Here is a 14,811-nt window from a genome sequence, read left to right on the forward strand (position 1 = left end):
TGTTCTCTTTTTATGAATGATTAAATACTTTCAATGGAAGGTGGTATAAGCTTATACATAACAGGCGTCACAATTCTTGAAAGAATGGTTGAACTGATCAATCCACCGATCAGCACAATCGCCAATGGAGCGATAAGTGGATTGGGATTCCAGGCAAGGGGAATTAATCCGCAAATAGCTGTTATGGACGTCAGCACAACCGGTAAGAAACGGGTTTCTCCTGCTTTATTAATTGCATCGTCTATACTATATCCTTCAGCCCGTAACTGGTTGGTAAAATCAACGAGTAACAGCGAATTCTTGACTTGTATACCGGACAAGCCAATGAAACCAATGATAGAAACCATTGACATCGGATTGCCGGTGATCAATAGCATTATAATACCGCCCAAAATCCCCAGTGGAATAATAGATAGTACAATGATGATGCCTTTGAACGTTTTAAATTGTAGTAATAGAACTCCAACAAAAAGGAATGTACTTAACAGGATAACCGACAGGAAATTCCCACCAAGTGTATCACCTTCCGATTCCGCTTCACCCGATAGCTTGTAATAGTAGCCTGGCGGCATTTTAAGTTTGTCGAGTTGCGGAACAATGTCCTTGAGTATATCGTTCGCATATACACCTTCCTTGGTTAGAGAGGTAACCTTTGCGAAACGGGATTTATTGAAATGATTGATGGCTGTAGGCGATGTCTCAAAGGAAATGGCTGCGATCTGACTGACCAATACCGGAACACCTTGTATATTATTTACATACAGGTTTTTGAATGCATCCAAATTTGAGAATTTATCCCTGGTAAGCGTCAAAACAACATTGCGTGAATCACCTCTGTCATCTATATAGTCACCCACGGTTAATCCCGCTACGGCAATTCGAATTACTTTATCAATATCACTTGTTAGCACACCTAACGTGCGGGCTTTTTCTTTGTTTATTTCTATTTTAACATCCGACTTGTAGGTGTTTAGTTCATTATTGATGTAAACAGTTCCTGGATGTTTGCGTAACAGATCTTCCACTTTAAAGGAAAGCTCACGCAACTTATTTGGGTCTTCACCAAATACTCTTACAACTATGTTGGCTTCTATCGGGGGGCCCTGTTCAAAATCTTTCACTTCAATTTTGGCATAAGGAAAATCTTTAAACTTTTCCCTTAGCTGCTTAACCAACTCTACTTTAGCGTGAGGACTTGCCTCATTATCCATCTGTACAAAAATCTGGGCAAAGTCGGGCTTAACATCCTGTTGGTGTACGTTGTAATATATTTGAGGGTTTCCTTTGCCCACATTGCTTGTATAATATACAATCTGTTTGTGTTGCTTTAGTTCATTTTCTACAAGTTTAGTCACACGATCACTTTCAGGAATAGCAGCCTGCAATGGCATTTTGATATTGATCAGGAACATTGGCTTTTCAGAAGTGGGGAAAAGTTTGAATCCTGCTTTTGTAAATAAGAAAAAAGCGAAAACACTAAGTATTAATGATATTCCAATGGTTGTTTTAGGATATTTTAAAGCTCGTGGCATAATACCGCGATAACTGTAGGTGAGAAATTTTTGCAGGTGCTTCAGAAAAAAATTGCCTTCCCCATCTGTGTGTGTTTTCAATAACCGGCTTCCCATGAAAGGGACGAGCGTTAAAGCCACAATCATTGATGCAAGCACACTGGTGATAACAGCCATAGGCAGGCTGCGCATAAATTCACCGGCTGAATCCGGCAGGAAGGCAAGAGGCAAAAATGCAATTACCAAAGTGGCTGTGCATCCAGCAACTGCTACACCTATTTGTTTAGTGCCTTTCAGAACAGCATCCATTCGTGAATGTCCTTCCCTAAGCCATCTTTCTATATTTTCAACAACTACGATACTGTCATCCACCAACAATCCCAAAGCCACAACGAGCCCAACAATACTAAGTTGGTTTAATGAATACCCTAATAGATTCAGTGCTATAAGCGCTATTGCTAACGAAAGCGGAATAGAAATCATTACAATGAGTGATGCCCTAAATCCTAAAGGCAATAAGGTAATAACTACCAAAACAATGGCTAAGGTAAAGTCAAATCCAAGATGTCCTAAACGCTGCGAAACCATAGTACCCTGATCAAAAGTTTTGACAAGCTGAATATTGGCAGACAATCTTTTAGAAAATTCTTCCACTATCGGCAAAAACTCTTCCTGCACTTTCGTTATGTTAACATTGTCTTTCATGGCTGCGGTAACCAGTACACTACGATGCCCATTCACCCGTGTAATATGGTTGACCGTTTCGCTTTTATAACTTACATCCGCCACATCCTTCAAATAAACAATCTTTCCATTGGCGTTGTAGATAACGGTATTGGCAACGTCCTCAGTGCTCTTAAACTTACCGCTGGTCTTTACATTAAAAACTTTACTCTCAAGGTTGACGCTTCCACCGGGAATATCCGCTGCTTCACTTTGTAAACTGCCTACAACTATATTGAGCGGAATTTTCATTTGCGCCAGCTTATCCAATTGCACATCAACACGGATTTCCTGTTCCGGCATTCCGGAATACTTGACTTCTTTCAGGTTTGTTATTTTCTCCAGGTGTGTTTTCAGGATATCAGCTTCATCTCTCAACAATTTATCGGAAGCGTTGTCCGAAACCAATGCAACCTGTAAAATCTTGACATCGGAAGAAGAAATTTTTTCTGTTTTGATCAAATAGATATCCTTAGGGAGCGCACTATTTTTTAAGGCGTTTATTTCTGTTGATATCTCCTGGTATTTATTGTCTATATCAACGCCATATTTAAATTTCACCTGGAATGCCGCTACACCATCCTCAATTGTAGTAAGTATTTTGTCAATGTTCTCCAGACCGTAAATTTTATTTTCAATTGGTTTTACCACCTGCTCTTCCATATCTTTAGGACTTGTGCCCGGATAGATCACAGTTATAAGATATTCGGGTGGATGTATAGTTGGGTCTTCCGAACGGGGCATTGTAAACAAAGTAAGTACACCAACTACTGCAAACAGCAGAAATATAATGAGGGTGAACTGATAATTTTTGACGGCAAAATTTGTAATCTTCATATCTGTTATTATTACCTGATGATTTTTATTGTAGATTTTTCGTTGAGATAGGCACTATTGGATACCACAATTTCTTTCACTCCTTCAAGTCCATCTTTTAGATAAACCTGTTGATTGTCGAACCTTGAAATAATTACCGGAATTTTCCTGACCTTATTGGCTCCATCAGGTGTGAATACGAATGCCTTATCACCATCCGCTTCTACTAACGATCCATATGGGATAACCTTGACATTTTCATCCTGGTTTGTAGCTATCTCCGCTTTGCCAAACATGCCCACTGCCGGTTTTATGTCGTTTAATTTCAATTTCAGTTCTACCTGAAAGGAGCCAAGTGTAGGATCTGCCGCTTGTGATTTACGAAATACGAAGGCCTCAAATTTCTTATCAGCATACCCATCCAGCGTCACTGTTGCCGTTTGTCCAGGATTGATCGTTGCCCACTCCCGGTCAGTTACGCCAATTTTAAGTATGTAGTTGTTATTTTGCTTTGTTTCGTTAATGGCTAGCACTGGCATACCAGGCCCGATCACTTCCCCTTCACTGGCTATCTTCTGGCTCACAAAACCATCAGATGCAGCATAGATTTGGGCATAGCGCAGGTTAAAGGCGGTTGCCTCACTGGTTTTTTTTGCGACATCCAGTGCCGTCTTGGTATTCTGAAGCTGTTCAAGTGTAAATACACTGTCCCTGTAAAGGTTTACCGCTCTGGCGTAATCCCGTGCAGCCTTGTCCACACCCAGATTTGCCTGTGCCAGGCCGGCCGCGACTTCGGTAGTGTTCAATGTGGCAAGCAACTGTCCTTTTTTAAAGAACTGCCCCTCATCAACCAGTATGCTCCTGATTACCCCGCCAATCTTAAATGAATAATTGGCCTCATTTTCTGTAGCAACCAGGCCAGTGGCCTGGATTGACTTGGTTGAACCAAATAAGGAAACTGGGGCAACCCTCACCGAAATGATATCCGGCTGGCCCAGGGGATTTGTATTTTTTGGCTTTTCCTTGCAGGCGAACAAAATGGATGTAAGCGCAATTAATGTAAGTTGGATCTTCTTCATGTTATTTATTGTAGGTTAAAGCTGGCATTCGCACGCTCAATTGCCGTGAACGATACCCAGGTATCAAATAATGCAATGTTGGATTGTAGCTGGGCATCTACCCACTGATTCTGGGCATCAAGCAGCTCAATATATATGGCCATCCCCTCCTTATAAAGTTTGGTCATGTCGTTATAATAGGTCTGGCTGGTCTTTAGCTGTGACTGTGCCGCCTTATACTGTGCGACAGCACTTTGCAGGTTTGCCCTGCGCACATTCAGTTCGGTAAGTAGTTGCTGTGCCACGTGATCGGTCTGTGCCGATGTGGCCTGTTCACTGGCAATGGACTGCCTGATCTTATAATTGTTTCGTCCAGAAGAGAACAGATTCCATTCCAATGAAACCCCCAGTAGATAATATCGGCTCTTGTCGTTAAACTTCCAGTCGAAACCCTGTGATCCCAGATCCAGCGAGGTACCGATTTTTGGTATGAGATAGGATTTAGCAAGACCGGTAAGGTTTTGGTTGATCCCTTTGGCGATCTCCAGTTTTGCCAGTTCCTCACGGCTGCTTACATCACCTATCAACAGATTGTCCTGTGCTGGCAACGATGGAACGTCATCGGTCAGGATTGTATCGGTCAGTGGTCTGTTCAAAAGGAAATTGAAGTAGTATCGGGCAGCTTCCTCTGTTTTTTGGGCAGCTATAAGCGATGCATTTATCTTTGACACTTCATTCTGGCTACGGATCACCGCCGTACGGTTGATCTTGTTGTTGTTGAAGAGGCTCTGGTTTACCCTTTCACCCTCTTCGAGCAGTTTCAGAAATGATTGATAGATACGGATGGCATTGGTGGCCTTGAGATAATTATAATATGCCGTCTTGATTTCCTTGACCAATTCACGTTTGTACATGAGCACTTCTGCTTTCTGAATATCCACCTGTTGGGATTTAATCCTTTTGTTATACACCAGCTCTGCATTTAGGATGGGAAGGCTCGTGCGGAACTTGGCATCGTAGAAGTTATCGGGGTTCAGTAGTATGCTCTGGTTCTGGAGTTGTGGAAAGGAATTGCTCCCGGTAAGCTGGTTCAGTGTGGCATAGGCGGCATTAAAAAGATCACCTGTTGGGAAGTCGATAGTCCTTCCCCCATCGGCCTTTGTATAGGTGGTCGAGAAGGTTACACTTGGAAGGAACATGCTTTTTGCCTCTTGGAGCGCATAGATGCTCCTTTTCAGCAGAAATTCCTGCTCTTTGATGCTTTCATTTGAAACCAGCCCCTGTTGGATATAGCTGTTCAATTGCTTCTGGGCGCTTGATTGTTTCGCCATGAAAATCATGCAAAATAGCAGCACGCCGAAAGTTGTTTTTTTTGGTAAATCTTTAAATATATTAATCATTGTAATAAAATAAAACACTGTTCAAATTTTGGTTAAAAAAAAAGCTAGCCTTTTTCCAGTAGGGCAACAAAGCTTGCGTAGCCGTTCTCCATCAGTTCCTTGTTGGTCTTGTTTTCAAAACTGACCGTCCTGTCCTTACAGAAAAGTGCGCAGATGCCATGGGTAACAGACAGAATCATAAAGGTTAGGTACTCCGTATCCATATCTTTAAAGCGACCAGCATTTTGGCACTCAATTACCAGATCATGTATGTGCTTTATTGCTTCCTTCGCAATCTGGAAACCGCTATCTTCTGAATTTTTTATGGGTTCTTCTACCAGGAACATCAGGTTATAATAATCCCTGTTCTCTTGGGCAAATTCAATAAACACCATGCCTAGGGCCTTCAAGCGCTCAAATGGATCTTTTACAGAGTCAAGTACCCGAAATTGTTTGAGCAATAAAGCAAATCCTTCCTTATGAAGATGTTGAAAGATTTCGCCCTTATCCTTGAAATGGAAATAGATCATTCCCGCACTATAGCTGATCTCACTGGCAATATTACGCATACTGGTCTGTTGATAGCCGTTCTGAAGAAATACCTTTCTCGCACCATTCAAGATGCGTTGTCGCATTTCCTGTTTCTCTTTTTGCTTTCTTTCTATTATGCCCATGGATAAAATAATTTGTAAAGATAGGGATCGAATCTAGCAAATCTCTCCTTTCATCTTCAACATGTCAAATTATTTGACACTACAAACGTATTGAACACTGTTCAAAAACACAAATATTAGTATATAACTATATTGCATTTTACGTAATCATGACAAATTGTCGCCATTATAAATCTCAAATTATACAGAAATCTAAATATTTGTTCCATGATGACTGATTTATGGCTGGGTATAATAACAAAATCTGTTACGCACTGGGCATGAACCTCTTAAACACCAATGGTTTTCAATGCAATTTTCGCCACTATTGAAAAGAAATAAGTTGTACCGCTAAATCGTTCCTTCTAAATGTTAACTGATTAATTAACAACATAAGATGATGAAGTGGGTATTTCAGGGAAAATGACCGCGTGTTCCGTTTTCAAAGTGACACTGCATTTTTCAGTAAAATACATAAAAACTGAAAATGAATTAAGGTTGATCAACAAATACTAATATTATTAAACGCTTACAAACTTTCCAGTCCATAAATAAAATTTTAATCTAAATCTCCTTCCAGACGCTTATGTTCTTGCATCCATTTGCTTACCTTAATAGGTTTCCGTACTGCTTTTTGATAGTCACTTGATTATATCCAAAATTTACATGATTCGCCGAATACAATGCTGTATAAAAAACCTGATTTTACGGCAATTTAGAAATCAACAAATTAATTTTTTCAATTATAAGACCTGGGTTGTCTATCATAATAAAATGCCCGGAATTTGTATCCGGGATATGAGTAAAGTCCGTAACACCGCTTTTTAACAATTCGTGGGCGTTATACAGATCCTGAGTGTTTCCCGTTGAACCGGGATCTGATTTCATCCCAGTCAAAACAACCACTGGAACATTCGGCAGATTGGGTAAGGTTGTCATGTATTGTGCATCTTCAATTAATTGTCTGGTTTCTTTCGTTCCGCCAAAATCTGGACCATTACTGCTATTGATGGAATTATAAAGTATATCCTCCGCCTCCTGTGTAAGACGAAGAACATTTTCGTGTGAGGGATCAACGAACAATAATGCTGCAATCATACCTGGGTTTTTAATGGCAAAATCCCTTATAACCATGCCTCCTAAAGAATGACCAACCAATATCACTTTTCGTCCATTAGCGTATTTGTCTACTACTGATTGGAGCTCAATTCTAAGTCTATTGATATCCCTTGGTGTATGATCAATAGTAGATTTTCCATAGCCGGCCCTGTCATAAATCACCACATCCATTTTAGCACCAATATCTTCAGCAACTCTCTTGGTTTGCCATATTGAATGGTCATTGCCAAGCCCTGATTCAAAAACAACCAGATATTTGCTGTTTGATCCAATGGAATAGGTTGCCAGGTTGTGCGTACTTAATTGCAATATACTTTCATGAAAAGACACTTCCGGTGATTTGTCTTTTTTGCAGGACACTAAGATAAACAGGACTGTTAAAAACGCAAAAAGCTTATACATGATTTTTTTTACAAACATAATATTTTAAGCCAATAACCAGAAAGCCAACTTTGCATTGGAAACAATAGAGGAGCCAGAAATTCCGCAAATTATCACACTCTTGCATAAATATAAAAAAGGACTAGAACAGGAAGCTTTGATTTGGCTTTAATGGAGTAGTTTTACTAGCTATTACTTCTTCTTTCGATATTGTCCTTCAATGCGATTGGCGACTGATTTTTTCGAAGTGTACGATAGCTTCGCAATGGTCGTAAAGGGTCGACAAGATGCGCCTCGACCCTACTGAGAAAAAGCTCATCGAAAGATGGGCTTTTTTTGTTTAAGATATATTAGGCTTGAATCAAGCTTAACTAAATAATTAATTCACATTCGCCAAGGAATTGCCCTATTTCTCAAAGAATGCACTGGTTAGAAGCTCTCCGTATGAGCTATCCCTATAGCATCCTAATGTCATCGATACTATATTTCTTTTGTTTCGAATTAATCGTACACTTTAGCGTTAGATCACTTCTCATTCCATCGAACCATAAATCAAAATCCACTCCGAGCTCATCCGGATTATTCGTTGGATAGGCTGTAATTTCGTCGAACAAACTAGAGGGTGGCATTGTCATCTGACCATAACCATCGATGGCTGATGCCATTTCTTCAGCAGTTATCCTTTGATCAAGATCATTTAACCACAAAAGATTAAATTCTCCATTGATCAGTAACTCAACAATACTTTTTACCTTTTCTCTAATAAAGCTATATGTCATATTACTTTCTAATATAGGAAAATTGAACAAGTTGAATAATTTAGATTTTTATTAAAAGATTCATAAACCTTAAGGTCGGCAGTTCAATCCTGCTCCCCGCTACTGATCAAAAGCTCATCGAAAGATGGGCTTTTTTTGTTTAAGGGTGCATTGAGTGAGTTTTCTATCGCATTAAAAGTATTTTCTGCTTACTTCAAATATAACCATTTCTGTTTACGACCGTTTTTTGATAATTTGTAGTTTAATCAAATATGAACTTTAATCCAGGCTTAAATCATTTTAGTGCAATGGTAAACAGTTTCTTCAACTAATTTACAGAATTATTTTTAGATGTTTTATTAAAAGGATCTACTTTATTAAGCCTACATGCTCATTTTCAGATAGATAATCCTGCCCCCTCAGACCTATACTCAAATTAGCAGTAAGCAATTCGTACAATTCTGTAAAACTCTTAAAACAAAAAATCAGTTTTTTATGTTTTATATTGATATATCAATTATATTTGCATCAATATAATTGATATGAATAACAAAAACCCAACAGCAACAGTACTTTATTTGATTGAACAAGCAATTAAGGAGTATAGGAAAATATCACAGAGGAATATCTCAAAAATTGTAAAAGATATTACAATAGATCAATGTCTAGTCTTAATAATCCTTAACAAGGATGACAAAATTTCTCAAAATGAATTGGCAAATCTTGTATTTAAGGATAATGCATCCATCACGAGAATGATAGAATTAATGGTTAAAAAAGATTATCTAAATAGAACTATTCATAAAGAAGATAGAAGGAAATTTAATCTTGAAATAACCGAAAAAGGAAAAAAAACGCTAGAATTAATAAACCCAATTGCAAAACTAAATAGAGAAACGGCACTAAATGGTCTGTCGTTAGAAGAGATTAATTTACTCGAAAAAACATTAAATAAAATAATTACTAATTGTAAAATCTAAGAAATGAAAAAAGTATTTAATCTATTATTAATCTACGTTGTAATCTGCTTCAACTCAAAAGCGAATGCCCAGGATTTTACAGAACGAAATAAACAAATATTGGAAATAGCAGATAACATTAATGAATATTACATTTTTGAAGATGTTGCAAATCAACTTTCTAAAAAATTAAAATCAGAAATAGATCTTAAAACTTTTGACAATCTTACTGATGCAGAATTTGCAAAATCGCTCTCCTCCTATTTAACAAAAAACGGAAATGATTTACATTTCAATGTATTATACCGTCCAGGTAAAGAAGAAGAAAAAGCAGTCAATGAAAAGGAATTGCTAAAAAAATACGATGCTATTAATAAACAGTGGAATTATGGTTTTGATAAAGTGATGAGATTAGATGGGAATATCGGTTATATTGAATATACCGGATTTCCCGAAGGAAATAAATCTGCTCAACAAATTTTAGTTGCTACAATGAATTTTGTCTCAAATACAAATGCTTTGATTATAGATTTAAGAAACAATCGAGGCGGTGATGGCAAAATGGTAAGGCTATTTTTAAGTTATTTTTTTAATGAAAGAATTAAATTAAGTGAGATTTACACCAGATATAATAATAAAACCGAAGAGAAGTACACATATAAAAAAGTAAATGGCAAAAAGTATTTAGATAAACCAGTATACCTCCTTGTAAACAATAATACCATTTCTGCCGCTGAAGCATTAGCATATAATTTACAGCAAAATAAAATTGCAAAGGTAATTGGAGATAAAACCTATGGAGCAGCAAATCCTGTAAAAGTATTTTTTATTGGCAAAAAATATCAGTTATTCATCCCAATATCAGTTGAAAAAAATGCGGTCACAAAAACGAATTGGGAGCATACAGGTATTAATGTTGATGAAAAAGTAAATTCTGAAAAAGCATTAATAAAAGCGCAAATTATAGCACTTAAAAATCTGTTAAAATCAAACACAAAAACAGAATTAACGGAAAATGAAATTAAAGAAAAGATTTTGAAATTAGAAAAACAATTGTAGGCCAATTTTTCCTATTGCTAACCAGGGTTTGGCAAAATGGGGGCAGAGTTACTAAATTATCTCCAAAAAGCCAAAGTAACCAAAATAATGTATGAAGATAAGCACCTCAATTATTTACCCATTTTTATTTTTTCTGTATTGTCCCGCTACCTTGTTTTCCAGTACTTTTTCAAAATTCACGACTGCTTCACAATGTTCAAAAAGGGTCGAACTTCAGCGGATTGACTCTACTGATTAAAGCTCATCGAAAGATGGGCTTTTTTTGGTTAAAAATCTGCTGAACATGTTGATTTTTGGGGGAGATGCTAAGACGAGTTAGATTAGCGAATAATTTCCACTTAGTTAGTCAATATCCATTGGGTTAATGTTTATCTTTCGAACCTGTTACCTGCTCCGATAAAGAGAAAAAAATTAATAAAGAAAATCAACAATTCTTAAGAATTGGAAAATCTAAAATGATAAGTTATGAAATTAATCGCTAAAATATCTGTTTGCCTGGTATTGATGATGGGACTATCCATCACGCTTTATGCACAATCAAAACAACAGGCTGTTAAATTGGTATTGCGCTCAACACCATGGACATTTACCGGAGGATCTGCGCTCAGTACGCTTTCGTCAAAAACAAGAAGCGTAATTTTCAAATCCCCGTCAGACAGCAGTAGCTTTACCATAAAATTACTGGTTAATCTTAAAGCAGGAAGTGCGAATAAGACCCTTATTGACATCCCTGAAGTGTTAAAAGTGACTATGTTTCAGCACGACGCAAAAGATCGAAAACGTCAAAACTATCCTGCCTATTTATTGCCAGATGGTTCTGATCCAGTGTTAGAAGCGTCTCTTCGGCTTCATTCTTTAACGGAGCCTAATGGTCCACGGGATATGTCTATCGGTATTCCCTTAGCGATGTTAGAAAAACTAAATGGAGAACATGAGCTCGTGCTTCATTTTTCCGGAGTTCGGTGGACGCTATACGTTGATAATGAGCTTCTTGATAATGACTTTCCCATAGGATATCCAAAATGGGGCGAACAAAGCACCTGGAGCATAGATCCTTCCGTTGTTTTAAAAGCGGAAATTTTTTTCCCCGGAATGCAGCCACAAAGAGTGGCTTTGAAAAAACCCAGAACTGTGGCTGAAATTCAATACTGGACACCTCAGGGACATAATGCCTGGGTGGGAGATGTTGCTACTTTCTTTTACAAGGGACGTTACCATTTATTCTATTTATTTGACCGCCGTGGTCACGCCAGCAAATTTGGAAAAGGAGGTCATTATTTTGAGCACCTCTCCACCACTGATTTTAAAACCTGGGTTGAACACGATGCCGCCACACCTATAGAGGAACAATGGGAGATGTTTGGAACTGGTACACCTTTTATCTTTGACAATAAACTTTGTATCAGTTACGGATTGCATACCACACGGATCTACCCTAAGGAACAAACCATGTTGCCTTTACAGTGGGATTACTACAATAAACATGGCATTACGGGCTCTTTCCGATACGACACCATTCCTGGCTATCCTGCCGGATCCACCTATTCCATTAGTGAAGATGGAATCAGTAATTTTAAGAAATCAAAAATCTTATTTCATCCTTGCGAAAATCCTAGTGTTTATACGGATCCGGAGGGACGCTTGCGCATGTTGGCGAATTATGGAGCAAAAGGGACGTGGGAATCTAAGTCCATTAATGGTGGCTGGCAATCCGTAAATCCAAACTTCCCTCCTGGCGGCGATTGTACATTTTTCTTTCGCTGGCAAAATTATGACTACGTTATTGGTGGTTTTACCGGTTTTTGGTCAAAACCAGCAGGTGCAACAGAGGACAAATTTGTAGATGGTGTTAAAGCAGGGCTTGACTTTTACAATGGAATGAATGTGCCAGCCGTAACAGAAATAAGCAACGGCCGGTTTTTGCTGGCTGGCTGGATTCCAATAGCAGTTTGGGGTGGAACACTAGCTATACATGAAATGGTACAGGCGCCAGACGGCAGAATTGGAACAAAGTGGATGAACGAGATCATACCTGCAATCCAAAAAGAAAGGTTACTGTCAAAAGAAATTAAAAAAACTTCCACATTTCCTACAGGTTCTTCTTCATTCCTATTGACCTTCGACGTAGAACCTGGCACCGAATTAAATGGAAAACTAGGCGCACTTTTTCTAGGCGCAGGCAATGAAGACCATGCTTCTGAAGTTCAAATCAGTCCAAACTATAAAAGGGCGCAATATGGAAATGGACAGCTTCAGAATTTTTCTGGTACGGAGAAATCCTTACATGAGGGGGGATCGCCAAACAGTGTGCGTAATTATGCTATTGAAAATTTGTCTGGTACAGATAAACCGTTTACAGTTCGAATGATTGTTAAATATGAAGACAAATTTGGCGGATCATTAATTGATACTGAAATTGCTGGTCAGCGCACGATGATTTCTTTCCGTCCCGATTTAAAAGTTGAAAACTTGCTATTAAGGTCGGAAAAAAGCGTTATTAAAAATGTGAAAATTGCCTCACTTAAAAATTAGAGAACCTTCATTCAACTAAGTGCGGACTTACCTTTTTGAAAGTAATTGAGTTTTTTTGTGATTATGCTCAGTGTTCAAAATATAGACTTTATCGTCTGAAATAACTTGTGAGTGTTGGAAATCAGCTAATTAATGGCCTATATAAATTTGCATTTGTCAGTTTCAACGTAAATACTATACATATGTCCTGGCAGGATTAAAGAAGTTGTAATTCGCCACCAGTTCGCAAGTCTTAGTGCCACGGCCCAAAACAATGGCCAGACTTGTGCTTTATTTAAATTAATCTCTTTGCGAAAGCCTTAATTGATGCTAGTAAGGGCCAGGAAAGGTATTAGAAGCGGAAGCCACAAACTGCATACGCTGGCTATGGCTCATCCATCCAGATTTTCTTTTGTTTTTATTGCGAACGGAGAAAAATTTATCCGCACATCAACTTTCTTTTAAACTCATCAAAATCTTTGGGTTAGGGAAAACTACTTATTACCACAATATCATTTCATTAAAACTTTATGTTTTGCACCCCAATTTTCTAACTGGCGCCAAATCGGAATTAAATCGCTTGCAATTTCTGTAAGTTCATAATCTACTCGTGGTGGAACTTCCGCATAAACGGTACGTTTTACCAATCCTTCTTTTTCCATGTCACGCAATTGAAGTGTGAGCATTCTCTCCGTAATGCCTGGAATTTGTTTTCTTATTTCACTAAATCTCAACTTACCTTCTTCCAATTTACACAAGATGATTAACTTCCACCGCCCACCTATTTTACAGACAGCATACGTCAAATTGCATCCCTCGGTAATGCATTTCTCGTTTTGCATATTGGTTGAATTTTCTTTCCTGACTCCCATTACTTACAAATTTGTTAGTACCATACATTTGAATGTATACCGTGCAAAAATAAAGATTACCCAATAAATTTGTGGTCTATTTTACAATAAAAAAGAATGAAATTATCAGAACAAGTACAAAAGGTATTGACGAAAATACAAAATATTGAAGTACCGGAGGGTCTAAGCCCCTGGGAAGCAGGAAGAGTTTTTTATGAAAAATTTATACCACTAGCAGGAGAAAAAGAAACTGTTTTTAAAATCGATGAAAAAGAATTAACCAATAATGCGCATTCGATCAGGCTAAGAATTTATCGGCCGAATGATCATGACCGATCACCTTTTATCATTTATTTTCATGGAGGCTGGTTCAATGCCGGAAATCTTGAAACCCACGATACTCCGTTACGCCAGCTAGCCAACTTGTCACAGGCGGTTATCATTGCGATAGATTACCGGCTTGCACCGGAACATGCCTTTCCGGCTGGCTTAAATGATTGTGAGTTTGCCGTGAAATGGATTATTGAAAATGCATCTTTTCTTAATCTCAATCCAACTAAAATAACTATAGCAGGAGACAGTGCAGGAGGTACTCTGGCAGCTACAATTACCAGAAAATTTCGTAAAAACATAAATGCTCAACTACTTATTTATCCTGTAACAGATAATTCTTTGAAAACACCTTCCTGGAAAGAGTTTCAAAATGGTCCTCTATTAGATTTAAAAGGGGGCATTCAGGCCTGGGACTGGTATTTATCCGGATCAGCGGACCGGAACAATCCAGATGCCGTTCCACTACTGGCAGATGATTTACAGAATTTACCCCCAACTTTTGTTGCAGTCGCCGAATATGACCCTTTGAGAGATGAGGGTATTCTTTATGCTGAAAAACTCAAAGCAAACGGCATAAACATTAACCTGAAGCTGTACAAGGGGACAACCCACGGTTTCTTTCAAATGGGTGGTTTTATTGATGACACAAAAGTTTTAATGCAGGATATGGCCGAATTTATTAAAACTCAAAATTCTTAAT

11 protein-coding genes are annotated in these 14,811 nt (G+C 38.2%); 4 read left to right on the top strand and 7 right to left on the bottom strand.

What is annotated here, in order from left to right; all coding sequences use genetic code 11:
* Window positions 1-20 precede the first annotated feature (20 nt).
* From QF042_RS23060 to QF042_RS23085, 6 genes are all read right to left on the bottom strand, one after another.
* The gene (locus QF042_RS23060) at window positions 21-3,071 is read right to left on the bottom strand and encodes an efflux RND transporter permease subunit (protein ID WP_307532509.1); all 3,051 of its coding nucleotides are present in this window, start codon (window positions 3,069-3,071) and stop codon (window positions 21-23) included.
* A gap of 11 nt (window positions 3,072-3,082) precedes the next feature.
* Window positions 3,083-4,129 carry an efflux RND transporter periplasmic adaptor subunit gene (locus tag QF042_RS23065; protein ID WP_307532510.1) on the bottom strand — a complete coding sequence of 349 codons (1,047 nt, stop codon included), beginning with the start codon at window positions 4,127-4,129 and terminating at the stop codon, window positions 3,083-3,085.
* Window positions 4,130-4,134: 5 nt separating this feature from the next.
* Window positions 4,135-5,508, bottom strand: a complete 1,374-nt coding sequence (locus QF042_RS23070; RefSeq protein WP_307532511.1) for a TolC family protein — start codon at window positions 5,506-5,508, stop codon at window positions 4,135-4,137.
* Window positions 5,509-5,552: 44 nt separating this feature from the next.
* Complete coding sequence (locus tag QF042_RS23075; RefSeq protein ID WP_307532512.1) at window positions 5,553-6,161, bottom strand: TetR/AcrR family transcriptional regulator; 609 nt, start codon at window positions 6,159-6,161, stop codon at window positions 5,553-5,555.
* 684 nt (window positions 6,162-6,845) lie between these two features.
* Complete coding sequence (locus tag QF042_RS23080) at window positions 6,846-7,679, bottom strand: alpha/beta fold hydrolase (protein WP_307532513.1); 834 nt, start codon at window positions 7,677-7,679, stop codon at window positions 6,846-6,848.
* Between the two features lie 416 nt (window positions 7,680-8,095).
* The gene (locus tag QF042_RS23085; RefSeq protein ID WP_307532514.1) at window positions 8,096-8,419 is read right to left on the bottom strand and encodes a hypothetical protein; all 324 of its coding nucleotides are present in this window, start codon (window positions 8,417-8,419) and stop codon (window positions 8,096-8,098) included.
* Between the two features lie 521 nt (window positions 8,420-8,940).
* On the opposite strand from QF042_RS23085, the gene QF042_RS23090 reads away from it, so the two are divergent.
* The 3 genes from QF042_RS23090 (at window position 8,941) to QF042_RS23100 (ending at window position 12,948) form a co-directional block, all read left to right on the top strand.
* The gene (locus QF042_RS23090) at window positions 8,941-9,378 is read left to right on the top strand and encodes a MarR family winged helix-turn-helix transcriptional regulator (protein WP_307532515.1); all 438 of its coding nucleotides are present in this window, start codon (window positions 8,941-8,943) and stop codon (window positions 9,376-9,378) included.
* Window positions 9,379-9,381: 3 nt separating this feature from the next.
* The gene (locus QF042_RS23095) at window positions 9,382-10,416 is read left to right on the top strand and encodes a S41 family peptidase (RefSeq protein ID WP_307532516.1); all 1,035 of its coding nucleotides are present in this window, start codon (window positions 9,382-9,384) and stop codon (window positions 10,414-10,416) included.
* Between the two features lie 465 nt (window positions 10,417-10,881).
* A complete protein-coding gene (locus QF042_RS23100; RefSeq protein ID WP_307532517.1) occupies window positions 10,882-12,948 on the top strand; it encodes a hypothetical protein in 2,067 nt (688 codons plus the stop codon).
* A 491-nt stretch (window positions 12,949-13,439) separates the two neighbouring features.
* On the opposite strand, the gene QF042_RS23105 is transcribed toward QF042_RS23100, so the two are convergent.
* Window positions 13,440-13,769, bottom strand: coding sequence for a helix-turn-helix domain-containing protein (locus tag QF042_RS23105; protein ID WP_307532518.1), 330 nt, complete (start codon window positions 13,767-13,769; stop codon window positions 13,440-13,442).
* 126 nt (window positions 13,770-13,895) lie between these two features.
* On the opposite strand from QF042_RS23105, the gene QF042_RS23110 reads away from it, so the two are divergent.
* Complete coding sequence (locus QF042_RS23110) at window positions 13,896-14,810, top strand: alpha/beta hydrolase (RefSeq protein ID WP_307532519.1); 915 nt, start codon at window positions 13,896-13,898, stop codon at window positions 14,808-14,810.
* Window position 14,811: the final 1 nt, after the last annotated feature.

This window comes from Pedobacter sp. W3I1 (genome assembly GCF_030816015.1).
Taxonomy (GTDB): Bacteria; Bacteroidota; Bacteroidia; order Sphingobacteriales; family Sphingobacteriaceae; genus Pedobacter.

Coding starts and splice junctions, on each gene's coding strand:
- QF042_RS23070 (WP_307532511.1), bottom strand. CDS start 5,508: ATGATTAATATATTTAAAGATTTACCAAAAAAAACAACTTTCGGCGTG.
- QF042_RS23065 (WP_307532510.1), bottom strand. CDS start 4,129: ATGAAGAAGATCCAACTTACATTAATTGCGCTTACATCCATTTTGTTC.
- QF042_RS23060 (WP_307532509.1), bottom strand. CDS start 3,071: ATGAAGATTACAAATTTTGCCGTCAAAAATTATCAGTTCACCCTCATT.
- QF042_RS23085 (WP_307532514.1), bottom strand. CDS start 8,419: ATGACATATAGCTTTATTAGAGAAAAGGTAAAAAGTATTGTTGAGTTA.
- QF042_RS23100 (WP_307532517.1), top strand. CDS start 10,882: ATGAAATTAATCGCTAAAATATCTGTTTGCCTGGTATTGATGATGGGA.
- QF042_RS23095 (WP_307532516.1), top strand. CDS start 9,382: ATGAAAAAAGTATTTAATCTATTATTAATCTACGTTGTAATCTGCTTC.
- QF042_RS23105 (WP_307532518.1), bottom strand. CDS start 13,769: ATGCAAAACGAGAAATGCATTACCGAGGGATGCAATTTGACGTATGCT.
- QF042_RS23075 (WP_307532512.1), bottom strand. CDS start 6,161: ATGGGCATAATAGAAAGAAAGCAAAAAGAGAAACAGGAAATGCGACAA.
- QF042_RS23080 (WP_307532513.1), bottom strand. CDS start 7,679: ATGTTTGTAAAAAAAATCATGTATAAGCTTTTTGCGTTTTTAACAGTC.
- QF042_RS23090 (WP_307532515.1), top strand. CDS start 8,941: ATGAATAACAAAAACCCAACAGCAACAGTACTTTATTTGATTGAACAA.
- QF042_RS23110 (WP_307532519.1), top strand. CDS start 13,896: ATGAAATTATCAGAACAAGTACAAAAGGTATTGACGAAAATACAAAAT.